Below are 20,086 nucleotides of genomic sequence, written 5' to 3'. Positions count from 1 at the left end.
TACCCGGAGAGAAGGCGACTTCGGGTACCGCCCTACTCTTTCCCCATGCCCTTCACGTACGAGGACGTGGGCGCGACCCGCGAGGACCGCTGCCCGCCGGGTTTCCACCGACTGCACGTCCGCTCCCGGATCGGCGAGGGCGATGCCGTCTTCCGCCGCGCCTCCGACGCCCTGATGACCTGGGAGATGCACCGGGCGATCGGGGTCGGGATCACCTCCGAGGCGAAGAAGGCGGCCCCCGGCGTCGACGTCACGGTGGGCCTCGGCCCGATCAAGGCCCCCTGCCGGGTGGTCTGGACGGCCGAGGAGCCCCGCCGCACCGCCTGGGCGTACGGCACCCTTTCCGGCCACCCGGAATCGGGCGAGGAGGCCTTCATGGTCACCCGCACCGGCGACGGCACGGTCTGGCTGACCATCACCGCCTTCAGCCGCCCGGCCAAGTGGTACGCCCGCGCGGGCGGCCCCGCCACCCGAGGCCTCCAGCACGCCTACGCCCAGAGGTGCGGCAAGGCCCTCCGCCGCCTGTGTGCCCCCTTCGGTGAATAGAGGGGGTCACCCCTCACCTCATCAAGACCCCGGCGCCCTCTCCCGCCTCCTCCGACGGGGCCGTCACCAGGCCCAGCTCCACGCTCGATGCCAGGAGGCGGTGCGTGGGGAGGATGCGGACCGTGTAGCCGAAGGGGCCCGTACGGTCCAGGGAGAGCGGACCCTCGTACACCCAGCGCCCCTCCAGGTCAGGGCCGCCCGCCGGCTTGAGGGGGACGAGAACGGCGTCCGCGATCCGGTCGTCCGAGTCCACCCGCCCGGCGACCGCCTGGACCTCCACGTCGTCGGGGACGAGCTCCTCACCCAGGCCGACCCGGACACGGAGGGAGAGCGTGCTCCCGAGTTCGGCGGTCGTGGTGGCGGAGGAGGCCTCGACGTGGTCGACGGTGACCCGGGGCCAGGCGGCACGCACCCGGGATTTCCAGGAGGCCAGTTCGCGGGCCGTCTCGGGCGCGAGGGAGCGGTGGGCGTGCGCCGCCGGGGCGTACAGGCGCTCCACGTACTCGCGGACCATCCGGCCCGCCAGGACCTTCGGGCCGAGGTGGGTGAGCGTCTGGCGGACCATCTCGATCCAGCGGTCGGGCAGTCCGCCCTGGCCGCGCTCGTAGAAGCGGGGGGTCACCCGCTGTTCGAGCAGGTCGTAGAGGGCCGCCGCCTCCAGGTCGTCACGGCGGTCGTCGTCGGTCGCCGTGCCGTCAGCCGTCGGGATCGCCCAGCCGAAGTCGGGCTGGAACCACTCGTCCCACCAGCCGTCCAGGACGGAGAGATTCAGACAGCCGTTGAGCGCCGCCTTCATCCCGCTCGTCCCGCAGGCCTCCAGCGGTCGCAGCGGATTGTTCAGCCAGATGTCGCAGCCGGGATACAGCTTCTGTGCCATCGCCATCCCGTAGTCCGGGAGGAAGACGATCCGGTGGCGTACCCGCGGGTCGTCCGCGAACCGGACCAGCTCCTGGACCAGCCGTTTGCCGCCGTCGTCCGCCGGGTGCGCCTTGCCCGCGACCACGATCTGGACCGGGCGCTCGGCGTGCAGGAGGAGGTCCATCAGACGGTCACGGTCGCGCAGCATCAGGGTCAGGCGCTTGTACGAGGGGACGCGGCGCGCGAAACCGATGGTCAGGACGTCGGGGTCCAACACCCCGTCGATCCAGCCGAGTTCGGCCGTACCGGCGCCGCGCTGGCGCCAGGAGGCGTGCAGCCGCTCCCGTACCTCCAGGACCAGCCGCTCGCGCAGCACCCGGCGCAGGTCCCAGATCTCCTGGTCGGCGATGTCGGCCACCGCGTCCCAGCGGTCCGAGCCGCCGACCGTCAGCGCGTCCTCGGTGCGCTGGGCGCCGATCTGGCGGGCGCCGAGCCGGAAGACCTCCGGCGCCACCCAGGTCGGGGCGTGCACGCCGTTCGTGACGGAGGTGATCGGCACCTCCTCGGGGTCGAAGCCCGGCCACAGGCCCGAGAACATCTCCCGGCTCACCTGGCCGTGCAGCAGCGAGACCCCGTTCGCCCGCTGACCCAGCCTGAGGCCCATCACCGCCATGTTGAAGAGGTTTGGCTCGCCGCCCGGGTAGGTCTCCATGCCCAGGCCCAGGATGCGTTCCACGTCGATGCGCGGGAGTTCGGCGTCCGGACCGAAGTGGTGGGCGACCAGCTCCCGGTCGAAGCGGTCGATCCCGGCCGGGACGGGCGTGTGCGTGGTGAAGACCGTGCCGGCCCGCACCGCCTCCAGGGCGGCCTCGAAGTCCAGCCCGTCGTCGGCGAGTTCGGCGATGCGCTCCAGGCCGAGGAAGCCCGCGTGGCCCTCGTTCGTGTGGAACACCTCGGGTCCCGGGTGGCCGGTGAGCCGGCAGTACGTCCGCACCGCGCGCACCCCTCCGATGCCCAGCAGCATCTCCTGCAACAGGCGGTGTTCGCTGCCGCCGCCGTAGAGCCGGTCGGTCACGCCGCGTTCGCCGAGGTCGTTCTCCTCGACGTCGGAGTCGAGCATGAGCAGCGGGACGCGGCCGACCTGGGCCAGCCAGATCCGGGCCCGCAGCGCCCGGCCGCCGGGGAGGGCGAGGGAGACCTGGGCGACGCTGCCGTCGGACTCGCGCAGCGGGACCAGGGGCAGCTCGTTCGGGTCCAGGACCGGATAGTGCTCCTGCTGCCAGCCGTCGCGGGACAAGGTCTGACGGAAATAGCCGTGCCGGTAGAGCAGACCGACGCCGATCAGCGGGACGCCCAGGTCGCTGGCGGCCTTCAGATGGTCGCCGGCGAGGATGCCGAGGCCGCCGGAGTACTGCGGCAGCGCGGCCGTGATGCCGAACTCGGGCGAGAAGTAGGCGATCGCGGCGGGCAGTTCGGAGGACTGGGACTGCGACTGGTACCAGCGGTCGCCGGTGACGTAGTCGCGCAGATCGTCGGCGACCGCGGCGAGCCGACGCAGGAAGCGGCGGTCCTCGGTGAGCTCGGCGAGCCGGCCGGGCGACACGCTGCCGAGCAGGCGTACGGGGTCGCCGTCCGACGCGGCCCAGCGCTCCGGGTCGACGGACTGGAAGAGGTCACGGGTCTCGGCGTGCCAGGACCAGCGGAGGTTGCGCGCCAGGTCGCTGAGCGGGTGAAGGGCCTCGGGGAGTACGGGTCGTACGGTGAGTCTGCGGATCGCCTTCACGAGCTTCCACCTTCACGGAGGACGTACGCGGCAGTCGGGGCCAGTTCGACAACAGGCCCGAAGAGACACACGCCCTTGTGCGCCCTTCGACACCCACGACGGTAGCGGCGAGGGTGCCTTCGCAACACGGCGCATCGAGGGGCGGGCGGGGTTGATCGGGCCGGCTGCGAGACGTCGGCGGAGAACCTGCGGCGGGGAATGGGACTGCGGCGGGGAACCGGCGAGGCGCGGTGGGACTTCGGGGGGACCGGCGAAACACCCCGCGACTTCGGCGGGAACCAGCGAGGCGCGGTGGGACTGCGGCGGGACCGGCGAAACGCCACACGACCGCGGCGGCAACCGGCGAAGCGCCACACGACCGCAGCGGAGAACCCGTGAGAGATCGGGTGAATTCGGCGGGAATTCGCCGCAACCTTCACGTATACACCACGGACGATATGGCCGATTCCGCCCTCCTGGGCGGCCTTGTGGGGCTTCGCACCGCACGAGAGGCTCGCCGGGTGGCGTACGGCCGGATCCGGCGCACACCGGTCGAACCGGCGCATCCCGGCCGGCTCCGGCCTTGGTACGTCCAGTTGAGGAGGGGAACCCAAGTCATGGCACAGACGAGAGAGAGGCGTCTGCGCTGGGCGGGGGGCCTCACCGCGGTCACGACGGCCGCGGTGCTTTCGGCCATCACCCTGCCCGCGCACGCCGCCCCCGAGGGGCGGATACTCGGCGCCGGCGATCCCGGTTCCGTCAACGGGAGTTACATCGTGACGCTCAAGGGGGGAACCAGGGCTCCGTCATCGGCGGGAAAGAGCATCGCCGAGAAGTACGGGGCGAGAATCAGCCACACCTACGGCACGGCTCTCAACGGCTTCGCCGTGCAGGTCAACGAGAAACAGGCCCGGCGGCTCGCGGCGGACTCCCGCGTGGCCTCGGTCGTCCAGGACACCCGGGTGGCGCTCGACCACTACGAGAAGAACCCGCCCTCCTGGGGTCTGGACCGCATCGACCAGCCGAATCTGCCGCTCGACAAGGGCTACACCTGGCCCGAGTCGGCGGGTGCCGGCGTGACCGCGTACGTCATCGACACCGGTATCCGCATCACGCACAAGGACTTCGGCGGCCGGGCGAGCTACGGCTGGGACTTCGTCGACAACGACAGGACGGCGAAGGACGGCAACGGGCACGGCACGCACGTCGCCGGAACCGTCGTGGGCACCCGGTACGGCGTCGCCAAGAAGGCCGAGGTGGTCGCCGTCCGTGTCCTCGACGACGCCGGCGCCGGCACCACCGCGCAGGTCATCGCGGGCATCGACTGGGTGACGAAGCACGCGAAGAAGCCGGCCGTGGCGAACCTGAGCCTGGGCGGGTACGCGAACGCCCAACTGGACACCGCCGTCCGCAACTCCATCGCCTCCGGCGTCACCTACGCGGTGGCGGCGGGCAACGACGGACTGCCGGCCGGTCTGTACTCCCCGGCCCGGGTCACCCAGGCCCTCACGGTCGGCGCGAGCGACAGGACGGACGCGCGGGCGAGCTTCTCCAACACCGGTTCCGCGCTCGACCTGTTCGCGCCGGGCGTCGCGATCACGTCAGCTTCGTACGCGAGCGACACAGGGAAAGCGACCTATTCCGGTACGTCGATGGCGAGCCCGCATGTCGCGGGCGCGGCCGCGCTCTATCTGGCCGACCACACCAGGGCGACCCCGGCCCAGGTGGCGAAAGCACTGGTGAAACAGGCCGTGTCGGGGAGGATTTCGGGCGCGGGGCTCGGTTCGCCGAACAAACTCCTGCACGTCGACTGACCCGCGTACGACCCTGGTGATCCGGCCATACGAGACCGGCCTCGCCCTCATCGGACGAGGCCGGTCTTGTGCGTAGACATACGCGTGAGTAGTTAACAAAGTGCCGGAATGCCCACCCGCATAGGGTGGGAAGGCTCCTCCGGTACACCCCGCAGGCCCCACCTCCCCACACCCTCATCCGCCCACCCACGTTGACGCGGACAGGAGCGGTCATGCCCGCAACGCACCACACGTCGCCACCCCCGACGACCACCTCCGACGCACCACCACCCCCACGCGGGGCCGAAGCCGGTTCGCCCACCCCGGAGAAACCCTCCGCCGCCACCGGCAGCAGCAGCCGTACCCGCGCGGCCACGGGTACGGACACCGGCACCGTCGCCGCCACCACGGCGACCACGAACCCCACGGACACCACGAGCACCCCGGACACTGCGAACACCCGGGACACCACTAACACCACGGATGCCACGGATGCCACGGACGCCACGGACGCCACGGACGCCATGACCATCGGTCGCATCCCCGTCCTTGACGTCCGCCCGATCGTCGCGCACGGGCGGCGGCCCGCGAAGGCGGTGGTCGGCGAGGCCTTCGAGGTGTCGGCCACCGTCTTCCGCGAGGGCCATGACGCGGTCGCGGCGAACGTCGTCCTGCACGACCCCGACGGCCGCGCCGGCCCCTGGACCCCGATGCGCGAACTGGCCCCCGGCAGCGACCGCTGGGGCGCCACCGTGTCCGCCGGGAAGGAGGGCCGCTGGACCTACACGGTGGAGGCGTGGAGCGATCCGATCTCCACCTGGCGGCATCACGCGGGCATCAAGATCCCGGCGGGCATCGACACCGAGCTGGTCCTGGAGGAGGGCGCGCGGCTGCACGAGCGGGCCGCCGCCGGAGTGCCGAAGGGCAAGGGCCGCCGGAAGACGGTCCTGACGGCCGCCGAGGCGCTGCGCGACCCCGACCGCCCCGACGCGGCCCGCCTCGCCGCCGCGCTCACCCCCGAGGTCGGGGCGATCCTCGCCCGCCATCCGTTGCGCGAACTCGTGTCGTCCTCTGGGCCGTTGCCACTCCTTGTGGAGCGCGAGCGGGCGCTGTACGGCTCCTGGTACGAGTTCTTCCCGCGCTCGGAGGGCACCCCTGAGCGGCCGCACGGCACGTTCCGTACGGCCGCCGAACGCCTGCCCGCGATCGCGGAGATGGGCTTCGACGTCGTCTACCTCCCGCCGATCCACCCCATCGGCACCACCTTCCGCAAGGGCCCCAACAACAGCCTGTCGGCGAGCCGTTGGGATGTGGGGGTGCCCTGGGCGATCGGCTCCCCGGAGGGCGGTCACGATGCGGTCCACCCGGATCTGGGGACGATCGACGACTTCGATTCGTTCGTACGCCGGGCCGCGGACCTGCGCCTCGAAGTCGCCCTGGACTTCGCGCTCCAGTGCTCCCCCGACCACCCGTGGGTGGAGAAGCACCCCGAGTGGTTCCACCACCGGCCGGACGGCACGATCGCGTACGCCGAGAACCCGCCGAAGAAGTACCAGGACATCTACCCGATCGCCTTCGACAAGGACATGCCGGGCCTGATCCAGGAGACGCTGCGCGTGCTGCGGTACTGGATGAGCCATGGCGTCCGGATCTTCCGCGTCGACAATCCGCACACCAAGCCGGTGGTGTTCTGGGAGCGGGTGATCGCGGACATCAACCGCACCGACCCCGACGTGATCTTCCTGGCCGAGGCCTTCACCCGCCCGGCGATGATGCACACGCTCGCGGCGGTCGGCTTCCAGCAGTCGTACACCTACTTCACCTGGCGCAACACCAAGGACGAGCTGACCGAGTACCTCACCGAACTGTCGGGCGACGCGGCCGCGTACATGCGGCCGAACTTCTTCGTCAACACCCCTGACATCCTCCATGAGTTCCTGCAACAGGGCGGCCGCCCGGCCTTCGAGCTGCGGGCGGTGCTCGCCGCGACCCTCGCGCCGACCTGGGGGGTGTACAGCGGGTATGAACTCTGCGAGAACGCCCCGCTGCGGGTCGGGAGCGAGGAGTATCTGAACTCCGAGAAGTACCAACTGCGGCCGCGCGACTGGGCGTCCGCGGAGCGTGACGGCCGGAGCATCGCGCCGCTGCTGGGCACGCTCAACGCGATCAGGCGGCGCAGCCCCGCGTTGCGCCAGTTGCGCGACCTCCATTTCCATCACACGGACAAGGAGGCGGTGATCGCCTACTCGAAGTCCGCCACGGACGCACGCGGTTCGAACACGGTTGTGGTGGTGGCGAACCTCGACCCTCACCACACCCAGGAGGCCACGGTCTCGTTGGACATGCCGCAACTCGGCCTGGACTGGCACGAGTCCGTGCCGGTGCGCGACGAGCTCACCGGCGAGACCTACTACTGGGGCAGGGCCAACTATGTGCGTCTCGAGCCAGGGCATAGGCCCGCGCACATTCTCACCGTCCTGCGACCGTCCTCACCGCAGATCGGAGGGTCACCCACCACATGATCGTCAACGAGCCCGTACCGGACACGTTCGAGGACACACCCGCCAAGGACCGCGACCCCGAGTGGTTCAAACGCGCCGTCTTCTACGAGGTCCTGGTCCGCTCCTTCCAGGACAGCAACGGCGACGGTGTCGGCGACCTCAAGGGCCTGACCGCGAAGCTGGACTACCTCCAGTGGCTTGGCATCGACTGCCTGTGGCTGCCCCCGTTCTTCAAGTCCCCGCTCCGGGACGGCGGGTACGACGTCTCCGACTACACCGCCGTCCTGCCCGAATTCGGTGACCTCGCCGACTTCGTCGAGTTCGTCGACGCCGCCCACCAGCGCGGCATGCGCGTGATCATCGACTTCGTCATGAACCACACCAGCGACCAGCACCCGTGGTTCCAGGAGTCCCGCGCCAACCCCGACGGCCCCTACGGCGACTACTACGTCTGGGCCGACGACGACAAGCAGTACCAGGACGCCCGGATCATCTTCGTCGACACCGAAGCCTCCAACTGGACCTTCGACCCCGTCCGCAAGCAGTACTACTGGCACCGCTTCTTCTCCCACCAGCCGGACCTCAACTACGAGAACCCGGCCGTGCAGGAGGAGATCGTCTCCGCGCTGCGGTTCTGGCTGGACCTGGGCATCGACGGCTTCCGCCTCGACGCGGTGCCGTACCTCTACCAGGTCGAGGGAACCAACTGCGAGAACCTTCCGGCGACCCACGAGTTCCTCAAACGTGTGCGCAAGGAGATCGACACGCACTATCCGGACACGGTGTTGCTGGCGGAGGCGAACCAGTGGCCCGAGGACGTCGTCGACTACTTCGGCGACTTCCCCTCCGGCGGCGACGAGTGCCACATGGCCTTCCACTTCCCGGTCATGCCCCGCATCTTCATGGCCGTGCGCCGCGAGTCCCGCTACCCCGTGTCCGAGATTCTGGCGAAGACCCCCGCCATCCCCTCCGGCTGCCAATGGGGCATCTTCCTGCGCAACCACGACGAGCTGACCCTGGAAATGGTCACCGACGAGGAACGCGACTACATGTACGCGGAATACGCCAAGGACCCGCGTATGCGCGCCAACATCGGCATCCGCCGCCGGCTCGCCCCCCTGCTGGACAACGACCGCAACCAGATCGAACTGTTCACCGCCCTGCTGCTCTCCCTGCCCGGCTCGCCGATCCTCTACTACGGCGACGAGATCGGCATGGGCGACAACATCTGGCTCGGCGACCGCGACGCCGTCCGCACCCCCATGCAATGGACCCCCGACCGCAACGCGGGCTTCTCCTCCAGCGACCCCGGCCGCCTGTTCCTGCCCACGATCATGGACCCCGTCTACGGCTACCAGGTCACCAACGTCGAGGCATCGATGTCCTCCCCGTCATCGCTGCTGCACTGGACCCGCCGCATGATCGAGATCCGCAAGCAGAACAAGGCGTTCGGACTCGGCTCCTACACGGAACTCCAGTCCTCCAACCCGGCCGTGATCGCGTTCCTGCGCGAATACAAGGACGACCTCGTCCTGTGCGTGCACAACTTCTCCCGCTTCGCACAGCCCACCGAGCTGGACCTGCGCACCTTCAACGGATGCCACCCAGTGGAACTCATCGGCGGAGTGCGCTTTCCGGCCATCGGCGACCTGCCGTACTTGCTGACCCTCGCCGGTCACGGCTTCTACTGGTTCCGGCTCCGCAAGGACGCCGTGTAGAACCCGGGCGGGGCGGTTTCCTCCGTCCCGCCCTGGGCACGCATCAGTAACACCCCGACTCGCCCGGTCTCCCGGGTCCCTGGGGAAAGGACGCGACGCCATGTCGGAAGCCGCAACCCACTCTGTCACGGCCCCGATCGCACGCCCCGAGTTGCTCGCGTCCCTCGATCCACTGCTGCGGGAATGGCTGCCCCGGCAGCGCTGGTTCGCGGGCAAAGGGCGTCCGGTCACCGGTTTCTCCCTGGTGGCGGCGGTTGAACTACTGCCGGCCACCGCACCGTTGGGCCTGCTCCACCTGCTCGTACGGGCCCACCAGCCGCTCACTCCCGCCCAGGGTGCCGTCACGCACCCGGGTGACTGCTACCAACTGCTGATCGGCGTCCGCGAGGCGCTGCCACCACGGCTCGCGCCCGCGCTGATCGGGCATCTGGAGGAGGGGCCGCTGGCCGGCCGCACGGTCTACGAGGCGCTGTACGACCCGCGCCCCGCCGACGTCCTCCTGGAAGCCCTGCGCACCCGGGCCCGCGTCGGCGAGCTGCGCTTCGAGCGCGACCGGCACCAGGAGATCCGTGACGATCTGGTGCCACGCCTGGTCACCTCGGAGCAGTCCAACTCGTCGATCGTCTACGGAGATACGTTCATTCTGAAGCTCCTGCGCCGGATCGTGCCCGGGATCAACCCCGACCTGGAGCTGCCGCTGACGCTGGCCCGGGAGGGCTGCGCACGGGTGCCGGCGCCGACGGGGTGGATGGTCACGGACCTGGGCGAGGAGACGTACGTCCTGGGCGTGCTGCAACCCTTCGTGCGGGGTGCGGCGGACGGCTGGGAGCTGGCGCTGCGGGAGCTGGCCAAGCGGGACGGCCTGGGCGGCCCCGAGGACTGCGGCGGCTTCGACCGCTTCGACGGGGCCGGTGGCTTCGACGGGGCCGGCGGCTCCGACCGGTTCGACGGCGCCGGTGGCCTGGACCGGTTCGACGGCGCCGGTGGCTTCGACGGCCTCGGCGGCTTCGGTGGCGAGGTGCGCGCGCTGGGCCGTGCCACCGCCGAGGTGCACACGGCGCTCGCCCACGCGCTGCCCACGGTCACCCTGGGCCACACGCAGATGGGGACGCTCGTCGACGGCATGACCGAGCGCCTGGAGGTGGCGGCGCAGGCCGTGCCCGCGCTGCGCCCGTACGCTCCCGGCCTGCGCACGGCCTTCGCGGCGCTGGCGGATCTGGCCACCGAGGGCCACACCTGGACCGCGCAGCGCATACACGGCGACCTGCACCTCGGCCAGTGCCTGCGCTCCCCCTCCGGGGAGTGGTCCCTCATCGACTTCGAGGGCGAACCCTCGAAACCGCTCGCCGAACGCCGCATGCCCCAGCCCCCGGCGCGGGACATCGCGGGCATGCTCCGCTCCTTCGACTACGCGGCGCGCTCGCAGCGTCCCCCGGCGCCCGGCTGGGCCGATGCCTGCCGGGCCGCGTACTGCACCGGATACGCCGAGGTCACCGGCGTCGACCCACGCACCGATCCGGTTCTGCTGCGCGCCTACGAGACGGACAAGGCGGTCTACGAAGTCCTGTACGAGGCCCGGCACCGGCCCGACTGGCTGCCGGTGCCGATGGCGGCGGTCCGGCGACTCGCCGCTTCGCCCTGATGTCCCCGTGATGTCCCCCCGACGCCCCCCTCTTCCCCACCTCACCCTGCCGAGGAGGCCCTGCCCGTGACGCCCCGCCCTCCGTCCGAGGACAGTCCGAAGAAGAACGGTGCGACCGGCGCGAAGAACGCGACCGGCGCGACCGGCGCGAAGAAGTCGGCTGCCGTGAAGAAGACGGCGGTGAAGAAGGCTGCCGAGGGGAAGACAACGGCCAAGAAGGCCGCCGCCGGCAAGAAGGCGGCCGGGAGCAAGGTGGCCAAGGCCGCCAAGCCCACGAAGACGGCGAAGGTGCCGAAGAAGGCGTCGGAGCCGGTCACCGGCAGTGCTCCCGTCTTCGCCGGCGTCGACCCCGCCGACCGGGAGCGGCTGCTCAACGGCACGCATCACGATCCGCACGGAGTGCTGGGGGCTCATCCGGTGCCGGGCGGTGTGGCCTTCCGCGCCTTCCGCCCGTACGCGCTGGCGGTGACCGTCGTGACCGACGACCTGCGCGCCGAACTGCACGACGACGGGGCAGGCTTCTTCTCGGGTCTGCTGCCGCTGCGCGCGGTCCCGGACTCGTACCGGCTGTCCGTGGCGTACGAGGGGTCGGAGCAGGAGACCGAGGACGCGTACCGCTTCCTGCCCGCCCTGGGCGAGTTCGATCTGCATCTGCTGGGCGAGGGGCGGCACGAGGAGCTGTGGAAGGCACTCGGCGCCGAACCGATGGTGCACCAGGGTGTGACCGGAACCCGCTTCACGGTGTGGGCCCCGAACGCACGCGGCGTGCGTCTCGCCGGCACTTTCAACTTCTGGGACGGCACCGGCTTTCCCATGCGGTCGCTGGGCTCCTCCGGCGTCTGGGAGCTGTTCGTGCCCGCGATCGGTGAGGGTGAGCTCTACAAGTTCGACATCACCCGTCCCGACGGCACGCACACACTGCGCGCCGACCCGATGGCCCGGCGCACCGAGACCCCGCCCAACACCTCGTCCATCGTGCACGCGTCCCATCACGAGTGGCGGGACGAGACGTGGATGTCCGGGCGAGGGGCGCGAGCCGCGCACGAGGCTCCGTTCTCGGTCTACGAGGTTCATCTGCCGTCCTGGCGACCAGGACTGACGTATCGTCAGCTCGCCGATCAGCTCCCCGCGTACGTCTCGGACCTGGGCTTCACGCATGTGGAGCTGATGCCGGTGGCCGAGCATCCCTTCGGCGGGTCGTGGGGCTATCAGGTCACCGGGTTCTACGCGCCGACAGCACGGCTGGGCACCCCCGACGACTTCAAGTACCTGGTCGACGCGCTGCACCGGGCCGGGATCGGCGTGCTGATGGACTGGGTGCCGGCGCACTTCCCCCGCGACGACTGGGCGCTGGCCGAGTTCGACGGACGCCCCCTCTACGAACACGAGGACCCACAGCGCGCCGCCCACCCCGACTGGGGCACCCTGGAATTCGACTACGGACGCCGTGAGGTACGCAACTTCCTGGTCGCCAACGCCGTGTACTGGTGCGAGGAGTTCCACATCGACGGACTGCGCGTCGACGCGGTCGCCTCGATGCTGTACCTCGACTACTCCCGCGAACCGGGCCAGTGGAGCCCGAACGAACACGGCGGCCGGGAGAACCTCGACGCGGTCGCCTTCCTCCAGGAGATGAACGCCACCGTCTACCGACGCAATCCGGGAGTCGTGACGATCGCCGAGGAGTCCACCGCCTGGGACGGCGTCACCCGGGCCACCCACCACACCGGCCCCGGCGGCTTCGGCGGTCTCGGCTTCGGGCTGAAGTGGAACATGGGCTGGATGCACGACTCGCTGGACTATGTGGCCCACGACCCCATCCACCGCAAGTACCACCATCACGAGATGACGTTCTCGATGGTGTACGCCTACAGCGAGAACTACGTCCTGCCCATCTCCCACGACGAGGTCGTGCACGGCAAACGCTCACTCGTGTCGAAAATGCCCGGCGACTGGTGGCAACAACGCGCCACCACCCGCGCCTACCTCGGCTTCATGTGGGCCCACCCCGGCAAACAACTCCTCTTCATGGGCCAGGAATTCGCCCAGGGCGCCGAATGGTCCGAAGCCCACGGACCCGACTGGTGGCTCCTCGACCCCGCCTACCCGGCCGAACCCGACCACCGCGGCATCCGCGACCTCGTCCGCGACCTCAACACCGCCTACCGCCACACCCCCGCCCTCTGGCAACGCGACACCGACCCCGCCGGATTCACCTGGATCGCCGGCGACGCCGCCGAGGACAACGTCTTCGCCTTCCTGCGCCACGACGCCGACGGAACCCCCCTCCTCGCCGTCAGCCACTTCTCACCCGTCGTCCGCCACGCCTACCGACTCGGCGTCCCCGAAGACATCCCCGCCTGGCACGAAAGCCTCAACACCGACACCGCCCGCTACGGCGGCAGCGACACCCTCAACCCCCACCCCGTCAAACCCGAACCCCACCCCTCCCACGGCCGCCCCACCAGCATCCAACTCACCCTCCCACCCCTCGCCACCATCTGGCTCCGCCCCGCCTGAAACCCCGGCCCCCGCCCCCAGACCCCCGGCGCAACGGGGTCTGGGGCGGAAGCCCCAGGTACGGGACGGGTAGGGGCGGAGGGGGCGAGGAAACCCCTATGCCGACCCCGCCCCCCGCAACGACTCGGGCAGATCCTCCGTATACAGCACCCCGAGCGCCTGCGTGGCTCGGGTCAGCGCGACGTACAGGTCGCTGGTCCCGTACGACGCCGGCTCGACCACCAGCACGGAGTCGAACTCCAGCCCCTTGGCCTGACGCGGAGAGAGCAGGACGACCGTACGGGTCAGGTCGGGCTCCTCCCCCGCCGTCACGTCGTCGAGGCGAGCCGCCAGCGAGGCATGCAGCTCAACCGGAGCGATCACCGCGAGCCGCCCCTCGGCGGGAGTCAGCTCGGCGACGGCCTTGGCGACGGCGCCGGGCAAGTCGTCCCCGGCGGCCCGCACCCACGGCCGTACGCCCGTCGACCGCACGGACCGAGGCGGCTCGAACCCGGGATGCTCCGCCCGCAGCACCCCCGCCGCCATTTCCATGATCTCCGACGGCGTCCGATAGTTGACGGCGAGCCGCGTGTGGTCCCAGCGGTCCTCGACGTACGGGGCGAGGATCTCGGACCAGGAGCCGACCCCCGCCGCCTCCGCCGTCTGCGCGGGGTCGCCGACGAGCGTCATGGACCGCGTCGGACTGCGCCGCATCAGCAGCCGCCAGGCCATCGGGGACAGTTCCTGCGCCTCGTCGACGATGATGTGGCCGAAGGCCCAGGTGCGGTCGGCCGCCGCGCGCTCGGCGGCGCTGCGGTGGTCCGCCTCCTCGTGGCGCTCGGCCATGCGCTCGGCGTCGATGATGTTGTGCGCGGAGAGGACCTCGGAGTCCTCCTCGTCCTTGTCCTCGAACTCGTAGGTGCGGGAGGCGTAGGAGACGTCCAGGACACCCTGCGCGTAGGCGACTTGGGTACGGCGATCCTGATCCGCCAGCGCCCGGGCCACCCGGTCGTCCTCGCCGAGCAGTTCGGCGGCCTCGTCGAGGAGGGGCACGTCCGCCGTGGTCCACTCCCCGGTGACCGGGCGGCGGATCGCCTCCGCGTCCTCGTCCGTCACATATCCCTCGGGGTCGGCCAGGAACTCGGCGACCAGGCGCTGCGGGGTCAGCCTCGGCCACAGCTGGTCGATCGCGCTCCACACCTCGGGGTTCTCGGCCAGCTCGTCGCGGATCTGCGTGATGTCGCTCGGGTCGAGGAGGTTGGAGCCGTCGAACGGGTCCGTGCCGATGCGCTCGGCCAGCATGTCGGTGAGCGTGTTGAGGATGTGGCCCTCGAAGTGCTCGCGGGCCACGTTGTGGGGCAGTTCGGCGCCGCGGGTGCGTTCGCGGGCGACCTGGACGAGCCCGGCGTCGAGCATCAGGATGTCCCGGTCGTGCTCGATCGCGATCACCGGGTCGGGGAGCGCCTGGCGGTCGCGGACCACCTCGGCCAGTACGTCGGCCATCTCGGCGCGGCCCTTCACGGCGGCCGCCTCGGGCGGGTCCGTGGCGGTGGCCTTCACTCCGGGGAACAGTTCGCCGACCGTCGCGAGCAGGACGCCCGTCTCGCCGAGGGAGGGCAGCACCTCGCCGATGTAGCCGAGGAAGGCCGGGTTGGGGCCGACGATGAGGACGGCGCGCTTGGCCAGCAGTTCCCGGTACTCGTACAGCAGGTAGGCGGCCCGGTGCAGCGCGACCGCCGTCTTGCCGGTGCCGGGGCCGCCCTCCACGACCAGCACACCGCGGTGCGGAGCGCGGATGATGCGGTCCTGCTCGGCCTGGATGGTCTGCACGATGTCGCTCATGCGGCCGGTGCGCGCGGAGTTCAGCGCGGCGAGCAGCACGGCGTCGCCGGTCGGGTCCTCGTGACCGGTGCGTTCGTGATCGCCCAGGTCGAGGATCTCGTCGTGCAGGCCGGTGACGCGCCGGCCGTCGGTGGTGATGTGCCGGCGGCGGCGCAGCCCCATGGGGGTGTAGCCGGTGGCCAGATAGAAGGGGCGGGCGACCGGGGCGCGCCAGTCGATGAGGATGGGCGTGTGTTCGGCGTCGTCGGCTCGGATGCCGATGCGGCCGATGTGGTGGCTGATGCCGGACGGGGGTTCCCCCTGCTCGACCGAAGCGGAGAGCTCGGGGGAAAGGTCGATGCGCCCGAAGCAGAGCGAACCGTCGACGGCGTTCAGAGCGGCGAGCAGGCCCGAGCGCTCGGCGACCAGGACGTCCCGTTCGAGCCTGGCCTGCATGGGCGTGTTGCCCTGCGCGAGCGCGTCCCCGACGGATGCCTCCGTGACTCCGCGCAGGGCGTCCACGCGCGCGTACAACCCGTCGATGAATTCCTGCTCATGCCGCAATTCATCGTCGGGCAATTCTGTGTGTGAGCCCTTGTTTGACAATGCCACTCCCGCCCGGATATACTGTGCCCAGTGAACTTCTCCGCGACCGCATTACCGTGAAGTCGCGAATCATTGAATATACGCAAAGAAATCCCCCGAGCGCAATCGTCGCTCGGGGGATTTCTTGTATCTCGATGAGATCGATGAGGAGGCGCGAGGTCAGAGCACGTCGGACAGCTCCTCGAGGAGCCGACGCTTGGGCCGGGCGCCCACCATCGACTTCACCGGCTCGCCGCCCCGGAACACCATGAAGGTGGGCATCGCCAGCACGCCGTACGCGAGTGTCGTCCGCGGATTGGTGTCCACGTCCAGCTGGACGACCTTGAGCCGGTCGCCCTCCTCGGAGGCGAGGTCGCTCAGCACCGGCCCCATCTGCCGGCACGGCGGGCACCAGTCGGCGGTGAACTCCACCAGCACCGGCAGCTCCGCCCCGATCACCTCCGCCTCGAAGTCCGCGTCCGTCACTTCCGCCACGCCCGCTGCCTTGATCACCGCGTCCGCCCTCCCAGTTCGCATACGGGTTCCGGGCCGCCCGGAACCTCCGCGTCGGCCGCCAGCTCGTCACGCGCCCGCTCCGCCCGCGCCAGCTGCTCACCGACCTTCGCGCGCACCGACACCAACTCGTCGATCAGCGCGTCGAGTTCACCGAGCTTGCGGCGGTAGACCGCGAGCGAGGCGGGGCACGAGTCGCCCTCCGGGTGCCCGGCCCGCAGACACTCCACGAAGGGCCGCGTCTCCTCCAGGTCGAACCCGAAGTCCTGCAACGTCCTGATCTGCCGCAGCAGCCGCAGGTCGTGCTCGTCGTACGTCCGGTACCCGTTCTCACCCCGCCGCGCGGGAAGCAGCCCCCGCGACTCGTAGTAGCGCAGAGTCCGCGTGGTCGTCCCGGCCCGCGCCGCCAGCTCGCCGATTCGCATACGTCGACGGTATTCCTTGACGCCGACGTCAACGCAAACAAGTAGCTCAGGCCGGCGGCAGCAGCGGCTTCCGCTCCACCGGCGACGACAGGACGATCGAGGTCGTCGTACGCCCCAGTGCGGAGGTCTGTTCCAGGACGTCCTCCAGGTGGATCGTGTCCTCGACGGCGACCTTGAGGATCCAGCAGTCCTCGCCGACGACGTGGTGGACCTCGACAACCTCGGGGCGGGCCAGCAGCTCCACCGTCCTGGGGTGCTTCAGGGTGTAGCCGCCATGCGGGTTGACGCGGATGAAGGCCTGGATGCCGTAGCCCAGGCGGGCCGGTGAGACATGGGCACCGTAGCCGGTGACGGCGCCCGCGGACTCCAGGCGCCGGACGCGTTCGGCGACGGCCGCCGGGCTCAGCCGGACGCGGCGGCCGAGTTCGCTCAGCTTGATCCGGCCGTCGCTCTGGAGCAGCTCCAGGATCTGTCGGTCCAGCGCGTCGAAGGCCACCGACGTTTCGCCGGCGGCGGCGCGCAGATGCCGTGGTTCCTTCGGTGCCGCGGCCCAATCTCCCATGACTCCCCCTTCAGACCTGACTCGTACGCCGGAAGAATTATGACCACAGGGCAGGATCACGGGAAATGAGAAGCGTGGAGGGGTGCCGTGCGCGAGGTATGTGTCATCGGCGGAAACCGGTATTTCGGAAAGCGTCTGATCGCGCGGCTGATGGCCGCCGGTGACCGGGTCACCGTCATCAATCGCGGCTCGTCGGCACCGCCCGCCGGGACGATCCATCTGGTCGCCGACCGCAATGACGGACATTCTCTGGAAAAGGCGCTCGGTTCACGGACTTTCGATGCCGTCGTCGACCAGGTCTGCTACACGCCGAGGCAGGCGCAGATCGCGCGCCGGGTGTTCGCGGGACGCACGCGGCGGTACGTCATGACGTCCACCGTCGAGGTGTACGAGTACGAGGACTCGGCGGCCCTCGTGCGCGAGGACGCCGTGGACCCCCGTACGGTCGCCATCGACCTCGCACTCCCCTGGGACGAGGAGAAGTTCCTGGACGCGCACTACGGCGAGGGCAAGCGGCAGGCCGAGGCGGTGTTCGCGGTCGACCCGACGTTTCCCTACGTGGCCGTCCGGGTCGCCCATGTCCTGGGCGGGGACGACGACTTCACCGGACGGCTGGATCACTATGCCGAGCGCGTCCGCTCCGGCGAGCCCATCGCCGTCCCCGCCGTCAACCACCCCGCGACGTACGTGCACGTCGAGGAGATCGCGGACTTCCTCGCCTGGGTGGCGGGCGCGGAATTCACCGGGCCCGTGAACGCCGCCTCCCACGGGGTGCTCACCACCGAGGAGTTGTGCGCGGCGGTGGCCGTTCACATCCCGAACGGCCACACGGTCCTCCAGCACGTCGAGGTCGGGGAGGTCTCGCCCTTCTCGTTCGCCCGCTCGTACGGAATGGACAACTCCCGGGCCACGGAGCTCGGTTTCACGTTCGGCACAGCGAAGGAATGGCTGCCGATCGCGGTCGCCGAGACCCTTGGAAAGGACAGCTGAGGTGCGAGACAGGCAACTTGGAGGCCTTCGTGTCGGCGCGATCGGCCTCGGTGCGATGCCGTTGTCCATCGAGGGCCGCCCCGGCGAGGCGCGGGCCCTGGCCACGGTGCACGCCGCCCTCGACGCGGGCGTGACCCTCCTGGACACGGCGGACTCGTACCACCTGCCCGGCGCCGAGCCCGGTCACAACGAGCGGCTCGTGGCCCGCGCCCTGGCGACCTACGGCGGCGACACGAGCGACGTGCTGGTCACCACGAAGGGCGGCCGCGGCAGACCCGCCGACGGCAGCTGGACGGTGACGGGATCCCCACGTCACCTGAAGTCGGCCGCGGAGGCCTCCCTGAAGCGGCTCGGGGTCGAGGCGATCGGCCTTTACCAGCTGCACAAGCCCGACCCCGCCGTCCCCTTCGAGGACTCGGTCGGCGCCCTGCGCGACCTCCTCGACGAGGGCACGATTCGCCTCGCCGGCCTCTCCAACACCAGCACCGGCCAGATCCGGCGGGCCCACGCGATCCTCGGCGACCGTCTGGTCTCGGTCCAGAACCAGTACTCACCCGCGGTACGCGACAGCGAGCCCGAGCTGCGGCTCTGCGCCGAACTGGGCATCGCCTTCCTCCCCTGGAGCCCGCTCGGCGGCATCTCGCGCAGCTCCCTGGACGGGCCGTCGACGGTGGCGGCCGACGACCGCGACTTCCACGCCTTCGACGTCTTTCACACGGTGGCCGACGAGCACGGGGTGAGTTCCCAACAGGTAGTTCTGGCATGGCTGTTGGCGATATCACCGGCCATGATCCCGATCCCGGGCGCCAGCCGCCCGGAAACCATCCGGGACTCGGCGGAGGCGGCGGATCTGGTACTGGAGCCGGGAGAGGTGGAGCGACTGAGTGCGGCGGTGGCCGGGCGGGGTGAGCGACCCGGCGCCACCGAAAGGTAAGTGGCAGTCCGCTCACCGAAAGGTGGGTGGCCGTCCACGCACCGAAACGTGGGTGGCCGTCGGTATCCGTCGCCCGGGCACGCCGAAGCGGCGACCGGGGAGCCGGCTCCCCCCGGTTCGCGTGGTCTCAGGCGTGGGCCACGACTCCCGCCGACTCCTCCACCTCCAGCAGTGACGCGCTGTGCCGCTCCTCCTCGAACGCCTTGCGCCCGCCGCGCAGCCCGAACAGCCGCTTGGCGAGGGCGATGTAGAGCACGGCGAGGATGTTGAGGACGAGGGTGGCGATCTTCAGGTAGCTGATGTGCTCGGTGAGTTCGTAGACCTCCAGAGGGAGGAACGCGGCGGTGGCGACGACCGTCAGGTACTCCGCCCAGCGCTTGGCGTACCAGAGGCCGCCCGCCTCGACGAGCTCGATCAGCGCGTACGCGAGGAGCAGCGCGGCCACCAGCACCAGGGTGGAGTGCTTGTAGCCGAAGGTCTTCTGGATGGTGCCGACCACGGGTGAGTGGTCGAGGTCGTAGTGGAAGTGCTTGAAGACCGGGCGCAGGACGTCGAGGTACTCGTCGAAGAGCCGGCGCACCGCGTCCTGGCTGTTGCTGAACTTCCACACGGCGGCCGCGACCAGCACGATGAACACACCGCGCACGGCCCGCTCGATGGCCAGGAAGCGCAGGATGAACAGATCGCGCAGCACCTTTCCGCGCGGGACGAGCGGGGCCTCGTCCGCGGGCCCCGAGCCGTGCGGGTCGCCGAGCGCGAAGTCGCCGCAGCGCAGACAGCGCCAGGCCTCGCCGAGACCCGTCTCGGCGCGCAGTCGGCCACGCAACTGCGGCTCGTCCGGCGCGTACGTCACATGGCCGCGCCGCGCACACGTACGCCGGTCCCAGTCGATCTTCATACTCCCGTTTCCTCCGCAGAACGTGCCGTGCCGTGCCGG

At 70.3% G+C, this 20,086-nt stretch carries 14 protein-coding genes; 8 read left to right on the top strand and 6 right to left on the bottom strand.

Annotated elements, in window-relative coordinates; translation table 11 throughout:
* The first annotated feature begins 45 nt into the window (after nt 1–45).
* A complete protein-coding gene (locus tag ACFVXA_RS32680; RefSeq protein WP_362031091.1) occupies nt 46–546 on the top strand; it encodes a DUF1990 domain-containing protein in 501 nt (166 codons plus the stop codon).
* Between the two features lie 13 nt (nt 547–559).
* On the opposite strand, the gene glgP is transcribed toward ACFVXA_RS32680, so the two are convergent.
* Complete coding sequence (gene glgP / locus ACFVXA_RS32675) at nt 560–3,187, bottom strand: alpha-glucan family phosphorylase (protein ID WP_362031093.1); 2,628 nt, start codon at nt 3,185–3,187, stop codon at nt 560–562.
* Nucleotides 3,188–3,783: 596 nt separating this feature from the next.
* On the opposite strand from glgP, the gene ACFVXA_RS32670 reads away from it, so the two are divergent.
* The 5 genes from ACFVXA_RS32670 (at nt 3,784) to glgB (ending at nt 13,340) form a co-directional block, all read left to right on the top strand.
* On the top strand, nt 3,784–4,980 hold the full coding sequence (locus ACFVXA_RS32670; RefSeq protein ID WP_390028060.1) for a S8 family peptidase: 1,197 nt from the start codon (nt 3,784–3,786) through the stop codon (nt 4,978–4,980).
* A gap of 503 nt (nt 4,981–5,483) precedes the next feature.
* Nucleotides 5,484–7,481: an alpha-1,4-glucan--maltose-1-phosphate maltosyltransferase gene (locus ACFVXA_RS32665; protein WP_390028093.1), complete on the top strand. Its 1,998-nt coding sequence runs from the start codon at nt 5,484–5,486 to the stop codon at nt 7,479–7,481.
* The gene (treS, locus tag ACFVXA_RS32660; protein WP_384400892.1) at nt 7,478–9,178 is read left to right on the top strand and encodes a maltose alpha-D-glucosyltransferase; all 1,701 of its coding nucleotides are present in this window, start codon (nt 7,478–7,480) and stop codon (nt 9,176–9,178) included. Before ACFVXA_RS32665 ends, treS begins: the two co-directional genes overlap by 4 nt.
* Before the next feature lie 100 nt (nt 9,179–9,278).
* The gene (locus ACFVXA_RS32655) at nt 9,279–10,820 is read left to right on the top strand and encodes a maltokinase (RefSeq protein WP_390028058.1); all 1,542 of its coding nucleotides are present in this window, start codon (nt 9,279–9,281) and stop codon (nt 10,818–10,820) included.
* Nucleotides 10,821–10,886: 66 nt separating this feature from the next.
* On the top strand, nt 10,887–13,340 hold the full coding sequence (glgB, locus tag ACFVXA_RS32650; RefSeq protein WP_390028057.1) for a 1,4-alpha-glucan branching enzyme: 2,454 nt from the start codon (nt 10,887–10,889) through the stop codon (nt 13,338–13,340).
* 96 nt (nt 13,341–13,436) lie between these two features.
* Here the strand turns inward: glgB and ACFVXA_RS32645 are convergent, their stop codons facing one another.
* The 4 genes from ACFVXA_RS32645 to ACFVXA_RS32630 form a co-directional block, all read right to left on the bottom strand.
* Nucleotides 13,437–15,764, bottom strand: coding sequence for a HelD family protein (locus ACFVXA_RS32645; protein WP_383747644.1), 2,328 nt, complete (start codon nt 15,762–15,764; stop codon nt 13,437–13,439).
* A gap of 141 nt (nt 15,765–15,905) precedes the next feature.
* Entirely contained in the window at nt 15,906–16,238 is a 333-nt protein-coding gene (locus tag ACFVXA_RS32640) for a thioredoxin domain-containing protein (RefSeq protein ID WP_362033316.1), read from the bottom strand.
* Nucleotides 16,235–16,663 carry a MerR family transcriptional regulator gene (locus ACFVXA_RS32635; protein ID WP_383747612.1) on the bottom strand — a complete coding sequence of 143 codons (429 nt, stop codon included), beginning with the start codon at nt 16,661–16,663 and terminating at the stop codon, nt 16,235–16,237. The genes ACFVXA_RS32640 and ACFVXA_RS32635 overlap by 4 nt, the downstream gene beginning before the upstream one ends.
* 46 nt (nt 16,664–16,709) lie before the next feature.
* The gene (locus tag ACFVXA_RS32630) at nt 16,710–17,225 is read right to left on the bottom strand and encodes an Lrp/AsnC family transcriptional regulator (protein ID WP_362033322.1); all 516 of its coding nucleotides are present in this window, start codon (nt 17,223–17,225) and stop codon (nt 16,710–16,712) included.
* A gap of 87 nt (nt 17,226–17,312) precedes the next feature.
* Between ACFVXA_RS32630 and ACFVXA_RS32625 the strand changes: the two genes are divergently transcribed.
* Nucleotides 17,313–18,215, top strand: coding sequence for an NAD-dependent epimerase/dehydratase family protein (locus ACFVXA_RS32625; RefSeq protein WP_390028056.1), 903 nt, complete (start codon nt 17,313–17,315; stop codon nt 18,213–18,215).
* Nucleotide 18,216: 1 nt separating this feature from the next.
* A complete protein-coding gene (locus ACFVXA_RS32620) occupies nt 18,217–19,149 on the top strand; it encodes an aldo/keto reductase (RefSeq protein ID WP_390028055.1) in 933 nt (310 codons plus the stop codon).
* A 127-nt stretch (nt 19,150–19,276) separates the two neighbouring features.
* On the opposite strand, the gene ACFVXA_RS32615 is transcribed toward ACFVXA_RS32620, so the two are convergent.
* Nucleotides 19,277–20,047 carry a DUF2127 domain-containing protein gene (locus tag ACFVXA_RS32615; protein WP_362033331.1) on the bottom strand — a complete coding sequence of 257 codons (771 nt, stop codon included), beginning with the start codon at nt 20,045–20,047 and terminating at the stop codon, nt 19,277–19,279.
* Nucleotides 20,048–20,086 lie beyond the last annotated feature (39 nt).

The sequence above is a fragment of the Streptomyces sp. NPDC058246 genome (assembly GCF_042881985.1).
Lineage (GTDB): Bacteria > Actinomycetota > Actinomycetes > Streptomycetales > Streptomycetaceae > Streptomyces.
Note: the sequence above shows the minus strand (reverse complement) of the source record. Positions and strands in the feature narration are given on the sequence as shown.